At 73.1% G+C, this 23,976-nt stretch carries 17 protein-coding genes; 9 read left to right on the top strand and 8 right to left on the bottom strand.

The genetic code is table 11. The features are described 5' to 3' along the window. Positions 1–27: 27 nt before the first annotated feature. Positions 28–873 (bottom strand): alpha/beta fold hydrolase, encoded by an 846-nt coding sequence (locus tag AOM46_RS05595; protein WP_234313649.1) that lies wholly within the window; start codon positions 871–873, stop codon positions 28–30. Positions 874–969: 96 nt separating this feature from the next. Here AOM46_RS05595 and AOM46_RS05590 point away from each other — a divergent pair, with 96 nt between their 5' ends. Beyond that, positions 970–2,652 carry a hypothetical protein gene (locus AOM46_RS05590; protein WP_158920263.1) on the top strand — a complete coding sequence of 561 codons (1,683 nt, stop codon included), beginning with the start codon at positions 970–972 and terminating at the stop codon, positions 2,650–2,652. A 29-nt stretch (positions 2,653–2,681) separates the two neighbouring features. On the opposite strand, the gene AOM46_RS05585 is transcribed toward AOM46_RS05590, so the two are convergent. From AOM46_RS05585 to AOM46_RS05550, 7 genes are all read right to left on the bottom strand, one after another. Beyond that, positions 2,682–4,403 (bottom strand): hypothetical protein, encoded by a 1,722-nt coding sequence (locus AOM46_RS05585; protein WP_062206637.1) that lies wholly within the window; start codon positions 4,401–4,403, stop codon positions 2,682–2,684. A 90-nt stretch (positions 4,404–4,493) separates the two neighbouring features. Next, positions 4,494–4,790, bottom strand: coding sequence for a hypothetical protein (locus AOM46_RS05580; RefSeq protein ID WP_062206635.1), 297 nt, complete (start codon positions 4,788–4,790; stop codon positions 4,494–4,496). Positions 4,791–4,880: 90 nt separating this feature from the next. Then, positions 4,881–5,711, bottom strand: a complete 831-nt coding sequence (locus AOM46_RS05575; protein ID WP_067225958.1) for a hypothetical protein — start codon at positions 5,709–5,711, stop codon at positions 4,881–4,883. After that, positions 5,708–6,976: a glycosyltransferase family 4 protein gene (locus tag AOM46_RS05570; RefSeq protein ID WP_062206633.1), complete on the bottom strand. Its 1,269-nt coding sequence runs from the start codon at positions 6,974–6,976 to the stop codon at positions 5,708–5,710. The genes AOM46_RS05575 and AOM46_RS05570 overlap by 4 nt, the downstream gene beginning before the upstream one ends. 170 nt (positions 6,977–7,146) lie before the next feature. Next, entirely contained in the window at positions 7,147–9,558 is a 2,412-nt protein-coding gene (locus AOM46_RS05565; protein ID WP_078856513.1) for a phosphoketolase, read from the bottom strand. Between the two features lie 242 nt (positions 9,559–9,800). Further along, positions 9,801–11,234 carry a glycoside hydrolase family 30 beta sandwich domain-containing protein gene (locus AOM46_RS05555; protein WP_078856512.1) on the bottom strand — a complete coding sequence of 478 codons (1,434 nt, stop codon included), beginning with the start codon at positions 11,232–11,234 and terminating at the stop codon, positions 9,801–9,803. Positions 11,235–11,405: 171 nt separating this feature from the next. Then, entirely contained in the window at positions 11,406–13,943 is a 2,538-nt protein-coding gene (locus tag AOM46_RS05550) for a beta-glucosidase (RefSeq protein WP_078856511.1), read from the bottom strand. 178 nt (positions 13,944–14,121) lie between these two features. On the opposite strand from AOM46_RS05550, the gene AOM46_RS05545 reads away from it, so the two are divergent. The 8 genes from AOM46_RS05545 to AOM46_RS05510 all read left to right on the top strand — a co-directional run bounded on the left by AOM46_RS05545 (position 14,122) and on the right by AOM46_RS05510 (position 23,968). Then, positions 14,122–14,730 (top strand): TetR/AcrR family transcriptional regulator, encoded by a 609-nt coding sequence (locus tag AOM46_RS05545; protein WP_267887793.1) that lies wholly within the window; start codon positions 14,122–14,124, stop codon positions 14,728–14,730. A 307-nt stretch (positions 14,731–15,037) separates the two neighbouring features. Further along, positions 15,038–17,467 carry a PQQ-dependent sugar dehydrogenase gene (locus AOM46_RS05540; RefSeq protein WP_078856510.1) on the top strand — a complete coding sequence of 810 codons (2,430 nt, stop codon included), beginning with the start codon at positions 15,038–15,040 and terminating at the stop codon, positions 17,465–17,467. A 5-nt stretch (positions 17,468–17,472) separates the two neighbouring features. Continuing rightward, positions 17,473–19,434, top strand: a complete 1,962-nt coding sequence (locus tag AOM46_RS05535; protein WP_234313648.1) for a family 16 glycoside hydrolase — start codon at positions 17,473–17,475, stop codon at positions 19,432–19,434. A gap of 215 nt (positions 19,435–19,649) precedes the next feature. Then, positions 19,650–20,771 carry an inositol-3-phosphate synthase gene (locus tag AOM46_RS05530; protein WP_062206626.1) on the top strand — a complete coding sequence of 374 codons (1,122 nt, stop codon included), beginning with the start codon at positions 19,650–19,652 and terminating at the stop codon, positions 20,769–20,771. Continuing rightward, complete coding sequence (locus AOM46_RS05525) at positions 20,765–21,628, top strand: SCO3242 family prenyltransferase (protein WP_078856662.1); 864 nt, start codon at positions 20,765–20,767, stop codon at positions 21,626–21,628. Before AOM46_RS05530 ends, AOM46_RS05525 begins: the two co-directional genes overlap by 7 nt. Then, positions 21,625–22,497: a sugar phosphate isomerase/epimerase gene (locus AOM46_RS05520; protein WP_062206623.1), complete on the top strand. Its 873-nt coding sequence runs from the start codon at positions 21,625–21,627 to the stop codon at positions 22,495–22,497. Before AOM46_RS05525 ends, AOM46_RS05520 begins: the two co-directional genes overlap by 4 nt. Continuing rightward, positions 22,497–23,111, top strand: a complete 615-nt coding sequence (locus AOM46_RS05515; protein ID WP_062206621.1) for an EboA domain-containing protein — start codon at positions 22,497–22,499, stop codon at positions 23,109–23,111. Before AOM46_RS05520 ends, AOM46_RS05515 begins: the two co-directional genes overlap by 1 nt. Then, positions 23,111–23,968 (top strand): TatD family hydrolase, encoded by an 858-nt coding sequence (locus AOM46_RS05510; protein ID WP_062206619.1) that lies wholly within the window; start codon positions 23,111–23,113, stop codon positions 23,966–23,968. Before AOM46_RS05515 ends, AOM46_RS05510 begins: the two co-directional genes overlap by 1 nt. Positions 23,969–23,976 lie beyond the last annotated feature (8 nt).

Raw genomic sequence — 23,976 nt, 5'->3', positions numbered from 1 at the left:
CGGGCGTACCGGGGCGCCGGACCCCGGTCAGTGCCTCGGCAGCCGACGCAGAAAGGCGGCGACCGCGGCGGCGAACTCCTCCGGCGCGTCATCGTGCACCCAGTGGCCGGCGCCGGGGAAGTCCACGCGCTCCGTTCCGGGACGGCGCGCGACCATCGCGTCGGCCAGCCCGGCCGGCAGCAGGGTGCTCTCCGCGCCGCGCAGCAGCAGCGCGGGGCAGTCCGAGCCCAGCCAGTCCGCCCACCAGTCGCCGACCCCGCCCTCCTGGACGGCCATCATCACGTCCCAGTCGAAGAGCAGCCGCCAACCGTCCTCCGCCGGCACCGCGCTGCGCAGGAAGTAGCTCGCGTCCGGCACCCCCCTGGCCTCGATCAGCGCGCCCAACGCGGCCCGTGTCTCGGCCCGCGCGGGCCAGCCCCGCACATCGAGCGTCGGCTGCTCCACCTCGGGCCGCCGCATCACGGGACCCACGTCCTCGATGATCAGCGCCGCCACCAACTCAGAGTGCGCGGCGGCGAGTTGATAGGCCGTTATGCCGCCCAGCGAATGCCCCAGCACCACCACGGGGCCAAGCCCCAGGGCCTCCACCAGCACGGCGGCGTCCGCGACAAACGCCTCCCTGCCGAAGCCGCCGGGCGCCGGCTCGCTCCAGCCGTGGCCGCGCTGGTCCGGCGCGATCAGCCGCGCCCGGCCGGCGAGATCGCGGGCCAGCCGGGTGAACACCGCCCCACGACCGAACGTGCCGTGCAACGCCAGCACCACCGGCAGCGCCTCGTCACCCCCCGAGTCCAACACCGGGACACGGCGCCCCCGAACAAGCACGGTCCCCATCTCGGCGATGGCACTGTTCCCCTGGTACCCCTGATCCGTCACCCCCGCAACGCTAGCGCCGCGGACACCGCGACCGGCGCGGGGTCCGGCCGCTACGCTCGGCCGAGGACACCACCGCCGTCTCACAACGGAGCCGCCGTGCCGCTCTTCCGCAGCCCGTCCCGCCGTCGAGCCCGTGTGCCGGAACGGGACCGCGCGGTCGAGGTGTTGGGCGTCGCCCGCAACCTGACCTCCGCCACCCGGCTGCTCGACGTGCTGCCGCTGCTGCGCGCCGAGGACGGCGTCGACGTGTCCTTCACCGTCAACCCGGGCTCCACCTTCGACGGTGGGCTCGCCGAATACCTCGAAGGCCAGCGGGCCACGGTGCTGCCCTGGCGGGAGGCGACCCGCCGCCGTTTCGACCTGGTCCTCGCCTGCGCGGTCAACCGGTCGATGCGGCGCCTGAGTCGGCCGCTGGTGGTGCTGCCGCACGGCGCCGGCTACAACCGGCTGGTCAGCCGGTCCACCGGCGACACCAGCTCGTCCGCCGGCCTCTCCCGGCGTGAACTCCTGCACCGGGGGCGGGTGGTGCCCGATGTCATCGGCCTCTCCCACGAGGAGCAGCTGGGCCGGCTCGCCGACAGCTGCCCGGCCGCGCTGGCCCACGCCCGGGTGGTCGGCGACCCCTGCTTCGACCGGATGCGGGAGAACCTCGACTGGCGCGACCACTTCCGCGAGCCGTTCGGCGCCGTCGCCGGCCGCCGGCTGGTGATGCTCAACTCCACCTGGGGGCCGCACTCGTTGATCCGCCGTCACCCCGACCTGCCGCTGCGCCTGGTCAACGCGCTGCCGGTCGACGAGTACGTGGTCGCGGTCGTGCTGCACCCCAACATCTGGTCCGACGACACACCGTTCGGCGTCGGCGAACGGCTGCGCCCCGCGCGGGACGTGGGCCTGCGGGTGATCAGCCCCGACAACGGCTGGCAGGCCGCGCTGATCGCCGCCGACCTGGTCATCGGCGACACCGGCTCGGTCAGCTTCTACGGCGCCGGCCTCGAACGGGCCACGCTGCTCGCCGCCAGCGGCGAGCCCGAACTCGACCCGCGCTCGCCCATGCACGCCTTCGGCTGCAACGCCCCCAGGCTCGACCCCGACGGCGATCTGCTCGCCCAGCTGCGCGCCGCCGAACGCGACCACCGGCCGAGCGAGTTGCGCGCCATCACCGACGGCGCGCTGGGCCTGCCTGGCGAGTCGGCGCGCATCCTGCAGGGCGTCTTCCACGAACTGCTGGGCGACCGCGTCCACCCGCCGGCCCCGCACCCGCGCCCACCCCGCTACCCGGACCCCGCGCCGGCCACCGGCCACGGGCCGACCGCCTTCGACGTGCGGGGGCGGGTACGCGAGGGCCGCGTCGAACTGGCCCGCTACCCGCTGGACCCGGACCGGGCCCGCGCCCGCGGCTTTCTGGCGGTCACCGCCGAGGAGGGCACCTGGTCGGCGTCCGCGCAGACCGCGGAGGTGGCGGTGCGCCGCCAGCCGCACGGCGAACTGCCGCCGCGCGCCTGGCTCGACCGACGGTTCGCCGACCAGCCCTGGCTCTCCGTCGCGGTCGCGGCACTGGGGGAGCGGCGCCATCTGGTGCGGCTGCGGGACGGCACGCTGTGGGAGGCGTGGGTCCCGGAGGACTGGGCCGCCCCCTCGCCGGTGCTGGACCCGGTGGTGTTGGGCGCGGCCGTCTACCTCTGGCTCACCGACACCGACCCGCCGACCCCTCCACCCCCACCCCACCTCCCCATCCACACCGGCCCCACCCTCACCACGGCCCACCTCCGCCCCCGCTGAGCGCCGGCCGCGCGGCCGGCACAGCGCGCCTAGCGGGGGCTGGTCGAGGGGAGGCCGGCCAGGGTGCGGAGGTCGGATTGGCGGGTGGTCAGTTCGCGGGTGGCGGTGGTGTCGCCGGCTTCTTCGGCCAGTTGGATGAGGGTGGTGAGGGCGGCGTCCGCCTTGGACCACAGGCCGAGGTCGACGGCCAGGGCGGCCGCTTCCGTCAGGACGGCCCTGGCCCGGTCCCGTTCGCCGAGGTCGCGCAGGGCCACGCCCCTGGTCAGCCTGATCCTGGCGCGCAGGGCCGCGTTCATCTTGCCGGGGACCAGGGCCTCGGCCGTCGCCAACTCAGTGAGGGCGACCTGTGGTTGGCCCAGCGCCAGCAGCGCCCCGGCCAGCTGGTAGCCCTGCATCGCCTCACCGCGCGGGTCACCCGCGTTGGCCGCCTTCGCCTCGGTGAAGTGGTCAACGGCCGCCGCCGCGTGGCCGCCCTCCAGCGCCAGCAGTCCTCTGGTCTCCGCGATCACCCCGCGCAGCTGGGGGGAGCCGACCTCGGGCAGCAGCGTCCTGGTCGGTTCCAGCGCTTCGTCGGCCCGTTCCAGCTCGCCCAGCTCCTGGTAGGCGCGGGCGAGTTGGTTGCGGAGCCGCAGCTCGGCGTCGGGCCGGCCGGTCAGATGGGCCGACCGGATGCCCAGCCGGTGGGAGGCGATCCAGTCCGCGTAGCGCTTACGGCTGTGGTAGAAGGCCCACAGCGCCTGGCACATCCGCCACACCGGCTCGTGCCAGCCGCGTTCGGCCGCGAGCCGAAGCAGCGCCAGCACCGTGCCGTGGGCCCCCTCCAGCCAGTCCAACGCGACGGCCGAGGAGGGGAGTTCGGGCAGGGCGGGCGGCTCGGCCCACTCCCTGCCGCCGGGGAGCCGCAGCCGGTCGCCCAGCACCACCCGGTCCACCAGCTCGCAGACGGCCAGCGCGAACCCGACCGCGCCGCGCAGCGCCGTCTCCCCGTCCACGCTGTCCACCCCGGCCATGCCGTCCACGCCGTCCGTGATCAGCGTCCTGGCCTCGTCGTGGAACGCGTAGTGTCCCGGGTGTCCCGGCGCCAGTTCGCGCACCAGGCCGGCGCGCCGCAGTTCGGCGATGCCCGCGCGGGGCTCGTCTGCGCCGGCGGCCAGCGCCAGCTCGACGGTGAACGTGGGTCCGGGGAGCGCGCCCAGCAGTTGGCAGAGGCGGCGGGTGGCCGGTGGGAAGCTCTCGAGGACCAGTCGCAGCGCGTCTGTCATCCGGGCGTCCCCTCCGTCGCTTGTCACCGTCCGCCGGCGCCTACTGGCCTCCTCGGCGGCCAACTCGGCGACCACTCGGCGCGGATCGGCCCCCGGCGCCTCCAACAGCCGTTCGCCCACGGCGCGCAGCGCCAGCGGGCGTCCGTCGCAGAGCCGCACCAGCTCCCGCAGGGTGGCCTCGTCGACCTCGCCCTCCTCCCACCAGGAGGCGGCCAGGGCGCGGCCGGCCGCCGCGCTCAGCCCGCCGAGGACCAGCTCCCTGGCGCCGTCCAGCCGCAGTATCGGCAGCGGCCGCCGGCTGGTGACCAGCACCATTCCGTCGCGCGGCAGCAACGCCCGTACCTCGGAGGCGTGTTCGGCGTTGTCGATCAGGAGCAGCAGGCCGCGCCGCCCGGTGGTGGCGGAGCGGTAGATCGCGGAGCGCTCGGCCGGCGTCGACCCGATGAACGAGGCGTCCACGCCCAGCGAGCGGGCGAAGTGGGCCAGCACCGCGCCCAGATCGACCGCGCCGCCCTGCCGTTCGGCGGCCAGGTCGACATAGAGCTGCCCGTCGGGGAAGCGCTCCCGCTCGCGGTCGCCTCAGTAGGCGGCCAGCTCGGTCTTGCCCATTCCGCCGGCGCCGGGCAGCACCACCAGCGTCAGCCCGCCGGAACCGTCGGCCCACCGGGCCCGCTCGGCGTCCAACCAGGCCAGCTCGTCGCGGCGGTTGACGAATCCCGGGCGGACGAGCGGGAGTTCGTAGGGCGTCGGGGGCCGGGCGGGGCCGCGCAGCTCGACGGTGTCGATCCGTCCGGCCAGGACCACGTTCTTCGCCACGCCGCCGGAGAACACGTTGTGCGTGTCCCCGCCGCCCGGCCGGCTCCCGTCCCTGTCCATCCGCTCACTCCTCCGCGGCCCGCCCGCTCGACGGGGAGCCTTCCCAGGTGCCGGGGCGTCAGTCCCCCGGGGTACAGGGTGTCAGGTCCGTCAGCTCTCCGGGGTCACCTCGATCGAGAGGTCGTTGTCCACCGTGTAGTACGGCCAGAACGCGACGCCGCGCAGCGTTGACGTCGGGTAGACGAAGATCGCCTTGCGGTCGTGCACATCGTCCAGCAGGCGGGCCACCCGCACCGGGCGGGCGTCCCCGGCCGGGCGGACGAAGACGTTCCACACCGCCTTCGCGCCCGGCTCCACCGGGAGTTCGCGGTAGTCGGCGGTGAAGGAGAACCCGCCGTCCTCGTCCAGGGTGAGCGGTGTCTCGCGTTCCGGGCCCTCCTTGCCCCGGCGGCGCAGCACGGCGGCCGCTCCCTCGCCCGGTTCGACGCCCCACAGCCGGCCCGTGACGGTGAGCCCGTGCTCGCCCGGTTCGAGGCGGTGCGCCTCGGCGTGGCCGACGCGGCGCCAGGCGCGCACCGCGAGGGCGCCGTCCTTGGTCGGGTACGGCAGCCGGACCCGGAGGGTGCCGTCGTCGCCGATGACCGGATCGGGCGCGGTGGGGGCGAGCAGCCGCAGATCGCGCTGCCCGGGGCGGAGCCGTTGTCTGGGGCGGTCGGCGGCCGGCAGCAGATAGGCGTCCCAACGGCCCTCGTCCAGCCGGGGGTTGTCGCCCAGCTCGGCGCGCCAGCGGCCCGGGGAGTCGGGGAGTTCGACCAGTTCGACGGCGTGTCCCGTGGTCTCGGGCTCGCCTTTCTTGGGCCGCAGCCGCAGCAGCAGCTGGGGCGCGGTGGCCTCGGGCAGGTCGACCTCGAAGGTGACGCGTCCCTCGGCGGTCACCGCGCAGTCGACGCGGGGGGCGTTCTCCAGATCGGTCGGGTTCAACGGTTGCCCCTTCGCATGGTGCGCATGGTGGAGACGGCGGCGGCGAACGCGGCGTCGCGGACCACATGGCCCCGGTTGACCACCCGGGCGCCGATCCTGATGTGCAGCGGCACCCGGACGCGGTTGCCGCCGGCCTTGGCCTCGTGGAGTTCGGTGAAAAGCGCCTCGGCCTGCTCGATGATCGGCACCGGGTCGTAGCGGCGGGAGTTGGCGAGCGCCGCCTCGCTCATGGTGCGGCGCAGGTCGTCGTCCCGGATGAGGTCCAACAGCGCCTCGCTGAGGGCGTGTTGGTCGCCGACCGGGACGAGCCTGCCGTCCTTGCCCGGGGTGATGATCTCGCCGGGGCCGTGCGGGCAGTCGGTGCTGACCACGGGGAGGCCGCAGCGCATGGCCTCGACCAGGGTCATGCCGAACGGCTCGAAGCTGGAGGTGGAGGCGCCGATGGAGCCCTTGACCCATTCGGCCTCCATGGAGGAGGCGGCGCCCATCAGGAAGACGTTGTTGTAGAGGCCGAGTTCGTCGATCAGGGCGCGCAGCCGGTCGCGTTCCTCGCCCTTGCCGTAGATCCGCAGCCGCCAGTCGGGGCGTTCGTCCGCGACCCGGGCGAAGGCGCGGATCAGCAGGTCGTAGCGCTTGACGCGGACCAGCCGGCCGGCGGCGATCACGATCTTGGCGCCGCTGTCGGCGGGCGGCAGGGCGGGCGGCGGCACGCTGTTGGGAAGCGCCTCGACGCGCACGCCCGGCAGCCGCATCTTGCGGCGGTAGGCGTCGGCGTCGGCGTGGGTGACGGTGGTGAGGGCGTCCAACCGGGAGTAGACGCGGCGCAGTTCGTTGCGCAGCCCGGGCGGGTGGTTGTCCAGGGTGAGGTGTTCCTGCCCGACCAGCACGGCGTTCCTCGGCCCCTGGAGCGCCAGATGGACGTTGAGCCCGGGGCGGGTGCCGATCACCACATCGGCTTCGAGGGAGGCCAGGCAGTGCGCGATCCGCTCGTCGGTCAGCGCGCTGTACTGGTCGAAGCGGTACTCGGCGGCGGGGAAGATCTTGGGTGGTCTCCTGTGCCGGGGATCGTCCCGTTCGGTGCGCAGATCGACCAGGGGCCGGATGCGGACCCGCGGGTCGAGGGTGAACACCGGGTCGGTGCGGTGCCGGAGGATGGAGATGATCTCCACCTCATGCCGGGGGGCGAGGGCCTGAGCAAGATTGAACGTGGTCTTGATCGTGCCCCCGATCCCATAGGCGTTGTGCAACAGGAACGAGATCCTCATGCCGGTTTGACCTCCTGGACTGCGACTTCGGTTGCCGGTGACCGGGTGACGCTGGTCACTTCCCGCGGTCGCGGTGCCGTCGGGCGCGGCGGGGACGGTCCAGCGCTCTCCTCAACGAGCGGTCCGGCGGGAGGATGCGCCGGGCGCCGGGGGGTCGTCCCCCGACCGGGTCAACGGGCGGCTCGCCAGTGCCAGTCGGCGACCTCGGGCAGATCGGTGCCGTGCTCGGTGACATGGCGTTGGTGCCGGTAGCGGGTGCGCGCCATCCGCTGCCGCAGCCGGGCGGCGCGCACCGCGAGTCCCGGCACCCGGTCGATCACATCCATGACGAGGCGGTAGCGGTCCAGGTTGTTGCGGACCACCATGTCGAACGGCGTGGTGGTGGAGCCCTCCTCCAGATAGCCGTGGACATGCAGCTGCGGATGGTTGTCGCGGTGGTAGGTCAGGCGGTGGATCAGCCACGGGTAGCCGTGGTAGGCGAAGATCACCGGCCGGTCGCGGGTGAAGAGGGCGTGATAGTCCCGATCGGAGAGGCCATGCGGATGGTCCTCTTCGGACATCAGCCGGGCGATGTCGACCACATTGACCACTCGGACGGTCAGTTCGGGAAGGTGACGGCCCAGCAGATCGGCGGCGGCCAGCACCTCCTGGGTGGGCACGTCGCCGGCGCAGGCGAGCACCACATCCGGTTCGTCGAGGCCGTTCTCGGAGCCGGCCCACTCCCAGATGCCGGCGCCGGCAGCGCAGTGCGCCCGGGCGGAGTCCAGGTCCAGCCAGTCGAAGCACGGCTGTTTGCCGGCGACCACCACGTTGACGTAGTCCCGGCTGCGCAGCACATGCTCGGCCACGGCCAGCAGGGTGTTGGTGTCGGGCGGCAGATAGACCCGCACCACCTCGGGGGCCTTGTTGAGCACCTGGTCGACAAAGCCCGGGTCCTGGTGCGAGAAGCCGTTGTGGTCCTGCCGCCAGACATGCGAGGTCAGCAGGTAGTTGAGGGAGGCGACGGGCCGGCGCCAGGGCAGCCGGCGGGCGGTGCGCAGCCATTTGACGTGCTGGTTGGCCATCGAGCCGACGATATGGGCGAACGCCTCGTAGCTGGAGAAGAGGCCATGGCGGCCGGTCAGCAGATAGCCCTCCAGCCAGCCCTGGCACAGATGCTCGGACAGCACCTCCATCACCCGGCCGTCGCGCGCCAGATGCTCGTCCACCGGGAGGATCGCCGTCTGCCACACCTTGTCGGTGGCCCGGTAGACGTCCTGGAGCCGGTTGGACTCGGTCTCGTCCGGGCCGACCAGACGGAAGTCGCGGCGCTCGGCGGTCGCGGCCAGCACCCGGGCCAGCAGTTCGCCCAGCGCCCTGGTCGGCTCATGGCTGCTCGCCCCGGGGGACGGCACGGGCACCGCGCACTCCTCAAGGGGCGGCAGCGGCAGTTCGCGCAGCAACAGCCCGCCGTTGGCGTGCGGGTTGGCGCCGAGCCGCCGTTCGCCGGTGGGCAGCCAGGAGCGCACCGGCTCGGTGGGGTGGCCCGCCGGGTCGAACAGCTCCTCGGGCCGGTAGGAACGCAGCCAGTCGTCCAGCCGCCGCAGATGGTCGGGGTTGTTCCTGGGGTCGGCGAGCGGGATCTGGTGCGCCCGCCAGGTGCCCTCCACCGGCTTGCCGTCCACCTCGGCGGGGCCCGTCCAGCCCTTGGGGGTGCGCAGCACGATCAGCGGCCAACGGGGGCGGGCCCGGACGCCCTGTTCCCGCGCGGCCCACTGGAAGTCCGCGATCCGGTTGAGCGCGGTGTCCAGCGCCGCCGCCAACTCGCGGTGCACATGCGCGGGTTGGTCGCCGGCCACATAGATCGGGTCATGGCCGAGGCCGCGCAGCAGCTGGTCCAGCTCCGCCTCGGGGATGCGGGCCAGCACCGTCGGGTTGGCGATCTTGTAGCCGTTGAGGTGGAGGATCGGCAGCACCGCGCCGTCGTGCACCGGGTCGAGGAACTTGTTGCCGTGCCAGGACGCGGCCAGCGGGCCGGTCTCCGCCTCCCCGTCGCCGATCACACAGGCCACCAGCAGCCCCGGGTTGTCGCTGGCGGCCCCGTAGGCGTGGGCCAGCGCGTAGCCCAGCTCGCCGCCCTCGTGGATGGAGCCCGGCGTGTCGGGCGCGACATGGCTGGGCACCCCGCCGGGGAAGGAGAACTGCTTGAAGAGCCGCGCCATCCCGTCGGCGTCCCTGGGCACGTCGGGGTAGGTCTCGCTGTAGCTCCCGTCCAGCCAGGAGTTGGCCAGCGGCGCCGGGCCGCCGTGCCCCGGACCCCAGACGCAGAGCGCGTCCAGATCGCGGGCGACGACGGCCCGGTTGAGATGGGCGTGCACCAGGTTGAGCCCGGGCGTGGTGCCCCAGTGGCCGAGCAGCCTCGGCTTGACGTGCTCGGGACGCAGCGGCGTCTCCAGCAGCGGATTGCCCAACAGATAGATCTGGCCGACGGAGAGGTAGTTGGCGGCGCGCCACTGCGCGTCCAGGGCCGCCACCGTCGCGTCGTCCAACGCGGTGACCGGCTGGTGCGCGGTGCGCCGCGCGGCGCCCTCCCGGGTGGTCAACGGGACCCGGCCGGCGTCATGGGCGGTTCCCCGCGCTCCGGGGTCTCCGGCTTCTCTGCTTTCTCCGGGTTCTCCAGGTTCTCCGGGGTCTCCGGGTTCTCCGGCACGGGGCACCTCCTGGCTCGGCTCGGGCCCGCCGCGAGTACCCCGCCGCCGCGGGGCCAAACGCGACGGGCCCTCGCCCCGCGCGCCGTCGGGACCGGGTCGCGCCCGGTCCCGGCGCCGCGCCGCCCGGACGGGGCCTACGCGGTCCAGGTGAAGGTGGCCACCGCGCCGGCCGGCAGGGAGTAGTTCAACGAGGCGCCGTCCTCCGTGATGGAGAAGGACCGCTCACCGCCGGAGGCGTTCACCACATAGGCGACCCGGGTCCCGTCGGGGTTCTCGAAGACCACGTTCTGCAGCCCGCCGGGGCCCTCGCTCGAGGAGGAGACCCGCTGCGCGCCGGGGTCGGTGAACTTGGTGAGATGGCCCAGCACATAGAACTCGGCACCCCTGTTGACCTGGTTGCCGGCGATCTCCACCACACCGTTGCAGCGGTCGTCGCAGTGGCCCTGGTGCGGGCCGCCGTTCTGGTCCAGGGCGAGGTTCCAGGTGATCACGGTCTCGCCGCCGTGGCGCATGTTCCGCACCACCAGGTTCTCGGCCTGCCAGCGCAGCGTGTCGGAGAAGGTGTTGGCCTGGTTCTCGCTGTCGGTGCCCGAGCACTCGGTGAAGTACACCCGCTCACCCGCGTCGACCAGCTGCCCCTGGGCCTCGGGCTGTCCGCCGTAGCAGTGGAACGCGGCGCCCGCCACCCGGTCGATGTCCGAGGTCTCGGAGAGGACCTGGAGGGGGTAGCCCGGCTCGTCCCAGTTGTGGTCGTAGGCGAAGAGGCTGGTCGGCAGCCCCGCCTCGGTCAGCGCCTCGTCCAACACCCGGAAGAACGCGGCCTGTTCGGATGCGCTCATCGAGGTGGACGGGTAACTCGTCGCGAACAGCGGCTCGTTCTGCGCGGTGAGATCGTGCAGCTCGATGCCCTCGGCCGCGTACGCCTGGATCGCGTTCACCAGGTAGTCGGCGTAGTCCCCGTAGTGCTCGGGCAGCAGGCTGCCGCCGTTGAGGGAGTTGCCGGACTTCATCCAGGCCGGGGGCGACCAGGGGCTGCCCATCAGCCGGATGTCCGGATTGCGGTTCAGCGCGGCCTGGACCACGGGGATGATCTCCTGGCGGTCCCGGTCGATGGAGAACTGCCCCGGGGTGTCCTCGTAGGTGTAGAAGCCGCCGGCGTTGAAGTCGGTGCTGCCCAGCGGCTGGCGCAGATAGCTGAGCCCGATGCCCTCGCCGTTCCTGCTGAACAGCGAGTCCAGCAGCGCGTCGCGCTCGCCCTGCGGGAGGCCCTGGATCAGATGGGCCGACGCCTCGGTGACGGAGGCGCCGGCGCCGCTGAACGACTGGTGGCGCTGTCCGGTGTCCACCTGGATGTCGGTGGACTGCGGTTGGCCGTCGAAGGCCACCTCGCCCTGGGGTGCCAGCCGGGACTGGCCGCCCGGGGTGGTCAGCCACACCTCGGCGCTGGTGGGCGCGGCCTGCGAGGTGCCGGCGGTCAGGCCGAGCCCGCCGGCGACCAGCGCCGCGGCGGAGACGCCCAGCAGGGTGGTGCGCAGGGCGGTCCGGCGGTGTGCGGTGCGTTCTCTCATGTGCGGCTCCCTTGAGTGGGGGGTTGCTCTCCGCGGGATCTCTCTCCGCGGAGAAGGGGAGTTCCGGTGTCCGGCCACCACGAAGTACCAGGCATGTCCATGACACTCTGGTGGTCGGGGTCGATCCGCCGTGCCGCGCGCGCGGACGCGCGCGGCACGAACGCCTTGGGGTCAGCCGGTGGTGCCCACGCGCACCTCCCGGGTCAGCCGGATGTCCCGGCTGGAGCGGCCGACGAGCAGCTGGTAACGGCCGGGTGGGGTACGCCAGTCGGCCTTCCGCGTGCTCCACACCTGGAAGGCCCGCGCCGGCACGGTCACCGTGGCCGTGCCCTCGCCGCCGGCGGCCACCGCGAGCACGGCCGAGCCGGCCAGCGCCCGCAGCGGCCTGCCGTCCTCGTCCGGCGGCGGGGCCAGATACACCTGGACCACCTCGCGGGCGTCGCGGTCCGCCGAGTTGCGCACCGTGACGGTGACCGTGAGGTCCCGCCCCTCGGGCAGTTCCTCGGTGTCGACCTCGACGGACGCGTAGGACCAGGCGCCGTAGCCCAGGCCGTGGCCGAACGGGAACGCCGGCTCGCGCAGGGCGCGGTCCCAGCCCCGGTAGCCGACGTCCCGGCCCTCCGCGTACTCGATCAGGCCGCCCTCGGGGACGGCGTGCGGCACCGGCACGTCCTCGGCGCGCGCCGGCAGGGTGAACGGCAGCCGTCCGGTGGGCTCGGCCCGGCCCAGCAGCACATCGGCCAGCGCGTGGCCCGCCTCCTGCCCGGGCAGCCAGCCCCAGAGCAGCGCCGGCACCTCGTCGGCCCAGGGCAGCAGCACCGGGGCGCCGGCGTTGACGACCACCACCGTCCGGGGACTGGCCGCCGCGACCCGGCGCACCAGCTCGTCCTGCCGTCCTGGCAGCGACAGCGTGTCCCGGTCCCAACCCTCGGACTCGACCTCCTCGTTGGTGCCCACCACGACCACCGCCAGCTCGGCGGCCCCGGCCGCGGCGACCGCCGCCGCGATCTCCTCCTCCGGCCCGGCGCCCGGCCCCAGATGACGCAGCTGGCAGGTGACGATCCGGCCGTAGCCGCCGGCGTCCACCACCGTGAGATCGATCTCAAGGGCCACCGCGCGCGAGGTCTCGCCCACCGTCAACTCCACCCGGTGGCCCGGCGGATGGCTGTGGCTGGAGTCCAGAACCAGGTCCACGCCCCGGTCGTCGTCCCCGGCGGCGACCTCGGCCCCGTCCACCCGGACGACGAACCGGCCCATGGCGCCGATCTCCAGCTGGTGCGTGCCGGGCCCGGCGAGCGTCACCGTGCCGCGCAGCACCACCCGGTGGGTCTCGTCCGGGAAGCCGTGGTAGTCGGTGAGGTCTCCCGTGCCGTGCTCCTCGGAGCCGAGCAACCGGCCCTCGGCGTCCAGGAAATCGGCGCGCAGGACGAGCGACGCCGGATCGACAAACGGCGCGTGACGGCGCGCGTCCCCGCCCCTGTGCACGGTGACGGTGGCGTCGGGCAGCGCGGCACGCAGCCCCTCGGCATAGTCGACCAGCCGGCTCGGCGGCACAAAGGCGCTGCCGCCGCCCTGGAAGTAGGGCCGCACCGCGTTCGGCCCGATCAGCGCCACCCGGGAGAGCGCCGCGCCGTCGAGCGGGAGCAGCCGGTCGGGGTCGCGCAGCAGCACCGTGCCCCGGGCGGCGACGGAGCGCAGCAGCGCGAACTCCCGCTCGGTGGGCTCGCCGCCGGTGGCCGGGCGCGGTTCTGGGGCCTCCTCCTCCGGGTCCCAGGGCGCCACCAGACGGCCCACCCGGCCCGCCAGCCACAGCAGCCGCAGCACCTTGTCGTCCACCACCGCCTCGGGGACCTCGCCCGCCGCCACGGCGGCGACCAGCGCCTCGCCCCAGGGGCCGCCGGGACCCGGCATCACCAGATCGAGCCCGCCCAGCGCACTGGGCACGGTGGAGCGCGTCGCGGCCCAGTCACTGATCACGGGGCCGGCGAAGCCCCATTCGTCCTTGAGCACGCCACGGACGAGCCCGGTGTGCTCGCCCATCGGCGCGGACAGCTCGCCGTCGTCCACGCCCGAGTAGGCGGACATCACGCTCCAGGCGTCGGAGTCCGCCAACACGGCCTGGAACGGCGCCAGATACACCTCGCGCAGGGTCCGCCGGTCGACCCGGGCACGGTAGGTGGTGCGCTCGGTCTCGGAGTCGTTGGCCACATAGTGCTTGAGGCAGCCGGCCACCCCGTGCCGTTGGAGGCCCCGGACCAGCCCGGCGGCGACGGCGGCGGTGAGCAGCGGGTCCTCGGCGAAGTACTCGAAGTGCCGGCCGGCCACCGGGGTGCGCTGCAGGTTGATCGCCGGCGCCAGCAGCACGTCCACCCCCTTGCGCCGGGCCTCGGCGGCGAACAGCTCGCCGAGGCGCTCGGCCAGTTCCGGATCCCAGCTGGCCGCGACCGCGCTGGGCGCCGGCGCCAACAGCCCGGTGGCGCCCGGCACATCGCCGATGCCACGCACTCCCTGCGGCCCGTCCGACAGCACCACCGGCAGCAGGCCGAGCCGGGGTTCGGCGCCGGTCGACCAGAGCGAGGCGCCGGTCAGCAGGCGCACCTTGGCGGCCACGTCCAGTTCGCGGACCCGGGCCGCCAGCTCGGCGTCGTCCCGGACCCGGCGCCGGTGGACCGGCCCGACACCGGCGGCGGACGCGGGGAGAGGGGGCATGGGGTTCCTTTCGAGCGGGTGGTACGGAAGGATGAAAGCAGACTGACTGAGTACTTAGTAAGGGCTGCGTCGGGGTTTCGGCGGTTCCGGAACCAGGGCCGGTGGTTCCGGAACCTGGCGGTCCCGGGCGTGATCGGCCGTACACTGCCAGCCGACGAAGCCGAAGGTAGGAGCGGTCATGCCCAAAGCAGCGCCTCCACGTCCGGTAGGTGCCCGGCGGCGTGACGAGATTCTGCGCATCGCCATGGAGACCTTCGCGACCCGTGGCTACCACAACGCCTCGCTGGCCGAGATAGCCGAACGGTCCGGGCTCACCCAGGCCGGCGTCCTGCACCACTTCCGCACCAAGGCCGGTCTGTTGACCGGGGTGTTGGAGCTGCGCGACAAGTCCGATATCGACGCGCTGGGCGACGGCCGCCCGCGCGGCCTCGGCCTGCTGCGGCATCTGGTGGACACCGCGCGCCGGAACGCCGAACGGGAGGGCATCGTCCGGCTCTACACGGTGCTCTCGGCGGAGAGCGTCACCGAGGGGCATCCGGCGCAGGAGTACTTCCGCAGCCGTTACCAGGGGCTGCGCACCATGGTGATCACCGCCCTCGAAGAGGCGGCCGAGGCCGGCGAACTGCCGGCCACCCGGGATCTGCCGGAGCTGGCCAACGCGATCATCGCGGTGATGGACGGCCTGCAGGTGCAGTGGCTGCTGGACCCGGCCGCCGTGGACATGGCCCGGGCAACGGACCGGGTGATCACCGCTCTGATCGGGGTGCCGCTACCGCCCGAGGAGTGAGCGGCGCCCCGCGGGGGCCGCCGAAGGGGGCATGACCGGCGCACACCGCCGAACAGGACGGTGTGCGTAGTTTGGCACGCTCACTTTGTCCGGCTGCAGGATGAAGTTGGCACAGCTTGTTTCAAAGGGGTTTCCAGTTCGGGGGAAAGTCGTTACCTTCCCTGTGGTGTACCAGTCAATTTCGAACAGTCCGAACAGGGCGGTCGTTCCCCTCATCTGACGTCCACTCCGTTCACCATGGCGCGACGGCGCGCGCCTGTGCGACAGCTTCACCCCCACCCCCGTGCGCTCTTACGGAGGAACGCTCGTGCACAGGAGATTCAAAGCCGCACTCGCGGCAGTGGCGGGCCTCTCGCTCGCCGCCGTGGGTACGGTCATCAGTCAACAGGCGGCCACGGCCGCACCTCCGCCACTGGAGGAGTTCCAGCAGGTCACCCTCGCCAAGGGCGAGGCCGAGATGGGCGAGCCCATGACGCTCGCCGTGCTGCCCGACACCTCGGTGCTGCACACGTCGAGGGACGGCACCGTCCGGCTCACCGACGCGGCCGGCTCCACCAAGGTCGCCGGCCGGGTCCCGGTCTACAGCCATGACGAGGAAGGTATCCAAGGCGTCGGGGTCGACCCGGACTTCGAGGACAACCGCTTCATCTATCTGTACTACGCACCGCCGTTGGACACCCCGGGCGGCGACTCGCCGGCCGAGGGCGGCCCGGACGACTTCGCGCCCTACGACGGCGTCAACCGGCTGTCCCGCTTCGTGTTGAACGAGGACGGTACGCTCCACAACAGCAGCGAGGTCGAGATTCTCGACGTGGCCGCCAGCCGTGGCCAGTGCTGCCACGTCGGCGGTGACATCGACTTCGACGCCGAGGGCAACCTCTACCTCTCCACGGGTGACGACACCAACCCGTTCGCGTCCGACGGCTACTCGCCGATCGACGACCGGGACAACCGCAACCCGGCGTTCGACGCCAGGCGTTCCTCGGGCAACACCAACGACCTGCGGGGCAAGGTCCTGCGGATCCATGTCGAGGACGACGGCAGCTACACCATCCCGGACGGCAACCTCTTCGCGCCCGGCACCGAAGGCGCCCGCGACGAGATCTACGCGATGGGCTTCCGCAACCCGTTCCGGATGAGCGTGGACAAGGCCACCGGCGTCGTCTACGTCGGCGACTACGGCCCCGACGCCGGCACCGCCGACCCGGGCCGAGGGCCCGGCGGACTGGTGGAGTTCAACCGGATCACCGAGCCCGGCAACTTCGGCTGGCCCTACTGCATCGGCGACAACCAGCCCTATATCGACTACGACTTCGGCAGCGGCAGCTCCGGCAGCGCCTTCGACTGCTCGGCCCCGGTCAACGACTCGCGCAACAACACGGGCCTGACCGAGGTGCCGCCGGCCCAGCCCGCCTGGATCCCCTACGACGGCAACTCGGTGCCGGAGTTCGGCGGCGGCTCCGAATCGCCCATGGCGGGACCGGTCTACAACTACGACCCGAACCTCGACTCGGCCGTGAAGTTCCCCGAGTCCATGGACGGCACGTTCTTCGCCACCGAGTTCGGCCGCCAGTGGATCAAAGCCGTCGAGATGGACGGCAGCGGGAACGTCGACGGCATCCATGACTTCCTCTGGGAAGGCACCCAGGTCATGGACAGCGCCTTCGGCCCGGACGGCGCGCTCTATGTGCTCGACTACGGCCTGGGCTGGTTCTCCGGCGACGAGAACAGCGCCCTGTACCGCATCGAGTACACCAGCGGCGTCCAGTCGCCCATCGCCGAGGCATCGGCCGACGTGAACTCAGGACCCGCCCCGCTGGAGGTCAACTTCAGCTCCGAGGGCAGCCGCGACCCCGGCGGCGCAGACCTCAGCTACGCGTGGGACTTCGGCGACGGCGCCACCTCGGACGAGGCGAACCCGACCCACACCTACACGGAGACCGGCACCTACACCGCCGAACTGACGGTGACCAACCCCTCCGGGGCCACCGGCGGCGCCTCAGTCCAGATCGCGGTCGGCAACAGCGCGCCCCAGGTCAACATCGTGCTGCCGGGCAACGGCGCCCTGGTCGACTTCGGCGACGCGGTGCCCTTCGAGGTGGAGGTCACCGACGCCGAGGACGCGGAGATCAACTGCGACAACGTCACCGTGACCTTCATCCTGGGCCACGACTCGCACGGCCACCCGCAGACCTCCACCACCGGCTGCTCCGGCACGCTGCAGACGCTGGCCGACGGTGAACACGACCCCAACGCCAACATCTTCGGGGTCTGGAACGCCGAGTACACCGACTCGGGCGCCGGTGACGCGCCGCCGCTGACCGGGAGCGACCAGGTCGTCTCCCAGACCAAGCAGCGCCAGGCCGAGCACTTCAGCGATTCCTCCGGCGTCGAGGTGGAGAGCCAGGCCGGGGCCCACGGCGGCAACGCGGTCGCGTTCATCGACGCGGGCGACTGGATCGCCTTCGAGCCCTACCAGCTGGGCAACGCCCAGGAGTTCACCGCACGGGTCGCCTCCCAGGGCGGCGGCGGCACCATCGAGGTCCGCGCGGACGCCCCCGACGGCGAACTGCTCGGCACCGTCGAGGTGGGTGACACCGGCGGCTGGGAGACCTACGAGGACGTCAGCACCACGCTGTCCAACCAGCCGTCCGGGACCGTGACGCTCTACCTCGCCTTCACGGGAGGCTCGTACAACCTGGACGACTTCACCTTCAGCACCGGCAGTGAGGAGTGATCACCATGCGCAAAGTGACCACCCGCACCACCCCCACCACCCGTATGCGACGCATCGGCTATCTCGCGGCCGGCGGTGTGCTCGCCGCCGCCGCGCTGCCCGCCGTCGCCGCCAGCGCGTCCACCGACTCCGGCCCCTCGGCCGACGGCGGAACGTCGATCGCGGCCGACCCGTTCGACGTGCTGGTCTTCTCCAAGACCGCGGGATTCCGGCACGACTCGATCGAGACCGGCATCGAGACCATCACCCAACTCGGCGCGGAGAACGACTTCTCGGTGACCGCCACCGAGGACTCCGGCACCTTCACCGAGGAGAACCTCGCCCAGTACGAGGCGGTGATCTTCCTCTCCACCACGGGCGATGTGCTCGACGACGGCCAACAGGCCGCGTTCGAGAGCTACATCCAGTCCGGCGGCGGCTATGTCGGCGTGCACGCGGCGGCCGACACCGAGTACGACTGGGCGTGGTACGACGGCCTGGCCGGCGCGCTCTTCGACTCGCACCCGCACATCCAGGAAGCCACGATCAACGTCGAGGACCACGACCACCCGGCGACCGCCCACCTGGGCGACACCTGGGACCGGACCGACGAGTGGTACAACTACCGCACCAACCCCAGGGAAACCTCCCGCGTGCTGGCCTCGCTCGACGAGTCCAGCTACGAGGGCGGCAACATGAACGGCGACCATCCGATCGCCTGGTGCAAGGAGTACGACGGCGGCCTCGCGTTCTACACCGGCGGCGGCCACACCATCGAGTCCTTCGCCGAGGAGGACTTCCGGCAGCACCTGCTGGGCGGCATCCAGTACGCCGCCGGCCAGACCGACGCCGACTGCTCCGTCGACGGCGGCGAGGACCCGGACCCGGGCCGCACCCCGATCTTCGACGGCTCGGGCACCGAGGGCTGGACGCAGGCCGGTCCCGGTGAGTTCGTGCTCGACGAGGAGGAGGGCACCCTCACCAGCGTCGGCGGGATGGGCCTCTTCTACTACGAGGCCGCGGCCTACACCGACTTCTCGCTGGTGCTGGACTGGCGCCAGGAGGGTGACTCCAACTCCGGGATCTTCGTGGGCGCCCCGGTCAGCGACGACCCGATGGACGCCGTCAACCAGGGCTACGAGATCCAGATCGACGACACCGACGAGCCCGACCGCACCACCGGCGCCGTCTACGGCTTCCAGTCGGCGGACATCGAGGCCAGGGACGCCGCGCTCAACCCCAACGGCGAGTGGAACACCTACGAGTTGCGGGTCGAGGGCGACCGTCTCCAGATCTTCCTCAACGACACCCTGATCAACGACTTCACCAACACCGACCCGGCCCGCACCCTGGCCGGTCATATCGGGATCCAGAACCACGGCGACGCCGACACCGTCCAGTTCCGCGACATCAGCGTCGAGGAACTGACCCCGGCCGCCGACTACACCGCCATCTTCGACGGCTCGGGCACCGAGGGCTGGACGCAGGCCGGTCCCGGTGAGTTCGCGCTCGACGAGGAGGAGGGCACCCTCACCAGCGTCGGCGGGATGGGCCTCTTCTACTACGAGGCCGCGGCCTACACCGACTACTCGCTGGTGCTGGACTGGCGCCAGGAGGGCGACTCCAACTCCGGGATCTTCGTGGGCGCCCCGGCGAGCGACGACCCCTGGGACGCCGTCAACCAGGGCTTCGAGATCCAGATCGACGACACCGACGAGCCCGACCGCACCACCGGCGCCGTCTACGGCTTCCAGTCGGCGGACATCGAGGCCAGGGACGCCGCGCTCAACCCCAACGGCGAGTGGAACACCTACGAGCTGCGGGTCGAGGGCGACCGTCTCCAGATCTTCCTCAACGAGGTGCTGATCAACGACTTCACCAACACCCACGAGGGCCGTAGCCTTGCAGGTCACATCGGTCTGCAGAACCACGGCGACGCCGACACCGTGCAGTTCCGCGACATCCGGATCCAGGAGCTGACCGACTAACCCCCACCCCCGATTCCCCACAACCACACCCCCATCAGGACCCGTCCACGCCGCGAGGGGCGGCACGGACGGAGACCGGCCGCAAGGCCGGCCGGCGGCGGCACGGGTGGACACGCCGAACCCACCCGGCCGCCGCCCGCGCGGAGCCCGGCCACGCCGCACACGTGGCCGGGCCCCGCGCCCTTCCCTTCCGCAGCTGCACAGAAAGCCGCGACATGACAACAGCACCCCAGGAGCGCGTCGGAGTCTGGCTGATCGGCGCCCGTGGTTCGGTCGCCACCACCACGGTCGCCGGCCATGCCGCCCTCGCCGCCGGCCTCCACCCCTTCACCGGCCTCGTCACCGCCGGGCCCGAGTTCGCGGAGGCGGCACTGCCCTCGCTGGACCACCTGGTGTTCGGCGGCCACGACACCGCCCCCACCCCTCTCCCGAAACGCGCCGAACAGCTCGCCGAGGCGGGGGTGTTGCCTCCCGGGCTGCCCGTCGCCGTCGCCGACGCCCTCATCCGCGCCGAGGCCGAGATCCGGCCCGGCGGCCCCCAGTCGGACGATCCCCGCGACGACCAGGAGCTGATCGCCGCCTTCGCCGCCGACATCACCACCTTCCAACGCCGCAACGACCTCGCCCGCACCGTGGTCGTCCATCTGGCCAGCACCGAGCCGGTGCCGGCGGACGACGCCCCCCGCGCCCCCGCCAGCTCGCTCTACGCGACGGCGGCCATCGAGGCCGGCTGCTCCTATGTCAACTTCACCCCCGCCAGCGGGATGCACACCCCCGGCCTCGCCGAACGCGCCGCGCGCGCCGGCCTTCCGCACGCCGGCCGCGACGGCAAGACGGGGCAGACGCTGCTCCGCGCCGTGCTCGCCCCGATGTTCGCGCAGCGCGCGCTGAACGTACGCGCCTGGTCCGGCAGCAACCTGCTGGGCGGCGGCGACGGCGCCACGCTCGCCGATCCGCAGGCGGCGGCCGCCAAGAACGCCGGCAAGGCCAGGGCGTTGGCCGACAACCTCGGCGAAACCCCCGAGGGCACCACCCATATCGACCATGTGCCGGCGCTCGGCGACTGGAAGACCGCCTGGGACCACATAGCCTTCGACGGTTTCCTCGGCACCCGGATGGTGCTCCAGACCATCTGGCAGGGCTGCGACTCCGCACTGGCCGCACCCCTGGTGCTCGACCTCGCCCGACTGGTCGCCCGCGCCCACGCGTCGGGGATCTCCGGTCCGGTGCCGGGGCTCGGCTTCTTCTTCAAGGACCCCGACACCCCACCGCCGGGGCTGGCCGAGCAGTACCGCGAGCTGCTCGCGCTCGCCGAGCGGCTGGCTGGCCGATCGTGACCGGCGGCAGGGCCCGCGCCTGGCTGGAGCTGGTGCGCGGGCCGGCCGCGCTGACCGTGCCCGGCGACACCCTGGCCGGCGCCGCCGCCGCCGGCGGGGTGCCCCGCCGCGACGCCGCCCTCGCCCTGGGCAGCTCCGTCTGCCTCTACTGGGCCGGCATGGCGCTCAACGACTGGGCCGACCGCGCCGAGGACGCGCGCGACCGGCCGCACCGCCCGATCCCCTCGGGCCGGATCCACCCCGCCGCCGCCTTCGGCGCCGCCGCGGGGCTCACCGCCGCCGGGCTCGCCCTGGCCGGCGCCGCCAACCGGGCCCAACTCGCCACCGCCACCGCCTTGGCGGCCACCGTCTGGGCCTATGACCTGGGGCTCAAGCACACCCCCGCCGGGCCGGTCGCCATGGGCGCCGCCCGGGGCCTCGACCTGCTGATGGGCTCGGCCGCCGGCGGCCGGGTGCCGCGCGCCGCGCTGCCCCCCGCCGCGCTGCTCGCCGCCCACACCACCGCCGTCACCCATGTCTCCCGACACGAGGTGGACGGCGGTTCGCGCGCCGCGCCGCTGGCCGCGCTCGCCACCACGGCCGGCGTCGCCGCCGCCGTCGCCCGCCCCGGCGCGGACGCCGGCACCGCCCAGGGCTGCGCCGCCGGCTATCTGCTCACCGCCGCCCCGGCGTTGGCCCGCGCCGCCCGGCACCCCACCGGCGACCACACCAAACAGGGCGTGATCGACGGCCTGGCCGCGCTGGTGCCGCTCCAGGCCGGGCTCGCCGCCAGGGCCGGCGCCCGCCGCTCCGTCCCCGTGCTGCTGACCCTGCTGGCCGCCACCCGCCGACTGTCGAGGAAGGTGACCCCCACATGAGCCCCCCACCAGGGCCGCTGCTCGCCTACGGCACCAACGGCCTCACCGACCTGCGGCTGGCCGACGCCCTCGCGCTGCTCGCCGACCTCGGCTACCAGGGGGTCGCGCTCACCCTCGACCATATGCATCTCGACCCGCTCGCCCCCGAGTTGGCCCGCCGCACCGCCGAGGTCGCCAAGCGGCTCGACCAACTCGGCCTGGCCGTCGCCGTGGAGACCGGCGCCCGCTACGTTCTCGACCCGCGCGCCAAACACGGGCCCAGCCTGCTCGATCCCGACCCGGCCGCCCGCGCCCGCCGGATCGGCCTGCTCACCGAAGCCACCAGGATCGCCGCCGACCTGGGCGCCACCGCCCTGCACTGCTTCAGCGGCCACCGGCCGCCCGACACCCCGGACGAGGTGGCCTGGGCGCGGCTGGCCGACGCGTTCACCCCGCTGGTGGAGGCGGCCGAGGCGGCCGGCGTCCCGCTCGCCGTCGAGCCGGAACCGGGCCATCTGCTCCAGGATCTCGCCGGCTTCCACCGGCTGCGCCAGGCGCTGGGCGGCCCCGAGGTGCTGCGCCTCACCCTGGACATCGGCCACTGCCAGTGCCTGGAGCCGCTGCCGGTCGCCGCAACCGTCACCGCCGCCGGGCCCTGGCTGGCGCATGTGCAGATCGAGGACATGCGGCGCGGCGTCCACGAGCATCTTCCGTTCGGCGACGGCGAGATCGACTTCCCGCCGGTGCTCGCCGCGCTGGACGCCACCGGCTACGCGGGCCTGGTCTCCGTCGAACTGCCCCGCCACTCGCACGCCGGCCCGCAACTGGCCGCAGAATCCCACGCGTTCCTCCGGAGCGCCTGGGGAACCGCCCGAGCGGAGGTCGTCTGATGCCATCCCCCAACACGCTCGACACCCTGCGCGCCGCCCTCGCCGACCATCTCGCCCCGCCGGCCGACGCGTGGCTGACCGGCGCGCTCGACCCCGCCGCCCGCCCGGGCTGGGAGGCGGCGTTCGCCGTCGCGGCCCGCCGCGTCGGCCGGGGCCCGCTGCCCGGCACCGGCCTGCCGGCGGCCGACGCCGCCCGGATCCTGCTGCTGGCCGCCGCCGCCCCCGACGCGGCCACCGTCAACCGCCTCTACCAGCAGGGCGACGCCGCCGAACGCCGCGCCGTGCTGCTCGCCCTGCCGGAGCTGCCGGTCGGGGCCGACGCCGTCCCCCTCGTCGAGGACGCGCTGCGCGCCAACGACAACCGGCTGATCGCGGCCGCCGTCGGCCCCTACGCCGCCGCCCATCTCGAAGCGCACCAGTGGCGGCACGCCGTCCTCAAATGCGTCTTCACCGGGGTGCCGCTCACCGCCGTCGCCGGACTCGCCGACCGCGCCGACGCCGAACTCGCCCGGATGCTCGACGACTTCGCCGCCGAACGCCGGGCGGCCGGCCGCCCCGTACCCGACGATGTCGCGCGCGCCCTCGCCCTCGCGCCGCACCCCCAGGAGTCCTGATGCGCATCTTCGACCCGCATATCCATATGACCTCCCGCACCACGGACGACTACCGGGCCATGCGGGACGCCGGCGTCCGGGCCCTGGTCGAGCCCTCGTTCTGGCTCGGCCAGCCCCGCACCTCCGTCGGCAGCTTCCTCGACTACTTCGACGCGCTCCTCGGCTGGGAGCCCTACCGCGCCTCCCAGTACGACATCGCCCACCACTGCGCGCTGGCCCTCAACCCCAAGGAGGCCAACGACCCGCGCTGCGTCCCGGTGTTGGCCGAGCTGGACCGCTATCTGCGCAAGGACAGCGTGGTCGCCGTCGGCGAGATCGGCTACGACTCCATGACCCCGGCCGAGGACGCCGCGCTCGCCGCTCAGCTGCAGCTCGCCGTCGACCACGAGCTGCCGGCGCTGGTGCACACCCCGCACCGGGACAAGGCCGCCGGCGTCACCCGCACCGTGGACGTGGTCCGCGAGTCGGCGCTGCCCACCGAGCGGGTGCTGCTCGACCACCTCAACGAGACCACGATCAAGGCCGCCAAGGACAGCGGCTGTTGGCTGGGCTTCTCCGTCTATCCGGACACCAAGATGGACGAGGAGCGGATGGTCCGGCTGCTGCGCGAGTACGGCCCGGAGAAGGTGCTGGTCAACTCGGCGGCCGACTGGGGCAACAGCGATCCGCTGAAGACCCGCAAGGTCGCCGACGCCATGCTCGCCGACGGCTTCGACGAGGACACCGTCGACCTCGTGCTGTGGCGCAACCCGGTCGCGTTCTACTCCCTCTCCGGACGGCTCGACCTCGGCGAACGCCCCGAAGCCGACGACTACGCCGGCAATGTGCTGCGCCGCGGCACCCCCATCGACGGCTGAGAGGACAA

The sequence above is a fragment of the Streptomyces sp. NBRC 109706 genome (assembly GCF_000974485.1).
Lineage (GTDB): Bacteria > Actinomycetota > Actinomycetes > Streptomycetales > Streptomycetaceae > Streptomyces.
Note: the sequence above shows the minus strand (reverse complement) of the source record. Positions and strands in the feature narration are given on the sequence as shown.

What these genes read in the sequence shown, in the direction of transcription:
- AOM46_RS05580 (WP_062206635.1), bottom strand. Translation starts at nt 4,790, where the DNA reads ATGGACAGGGACGGGAGCCGGCCGGGCGGCGGGGACACGCACAACGTG.
- AOM46_RS05570 (WP_062206633.1), bottom strand. Translation starts at nt 6,976, where the DNA reads ATGAGGATCTCGTTCCTGTTGCACAACGCCTATGGGATCGGGGGCACG.
- AOM46_RS05555 (WP_078856512.1), bottom strand. Translation starts at nt 11,234, where the DNA reads ATGAGAGAACGCACCGCACACCGCCGGACCGCCCTGCGCACCACCCTG.
- AOM46_RS05550 (WP_078856511.1), bottom strand. Translation starts at nt 13,943, where the DNA reads ATGCCCCCTCTCCCCGCGTCCGCCGCCGGTGTCGGGCCGGTCCACCGG.
- AOM46_RS05545 (WP_267887793.1), top strand. Translation starts at nt 14,122, where the DNA reads ATGCCCAAAGCAGCGCCTCCACGTCCGGTAGGTGCCCGGCGGCGTGAC.
- AOM46_RS05535 (WP_234313648.1), top strand. Translation starts at nt 17,473, where the DNA reads ATGCGCAAAGTGACCACCCGCACCACCCCCACCACCCGTATGCGACGC.
- AOM46_RS05530 (WP_062206626.1), top strand. Translation starts at nt 19,650, where the DNA reads ATGACAACAGCACCCCAGGAGCGCGTCGGAGTCTGGCTGATCGGCGCC.
- AOM46_RS05520 (WP_062206623.1), top strand. Translation starts at nt 21,625, where the DNA reads ATGAGCCCCCCACCAGGGCCGCTGCTCGCCTACGGCACCAACGGCCTC.
- AOM46_RS05515 (WP_062206621.1), top strand. Translation starts at nt 22,497, where the DNA reads ATGCCATCCCCCAACACGCTCGACACCCTGCGCGCCGCCCTCGCCGAC.
- AOM46_RS05510 (WP_062206619.1), top strand. Translation starts at nt 23,111, where the DNA reads ATGCGCATCTTCGACCCGCATATCCATATGACCTCCCGCACCACGGAC.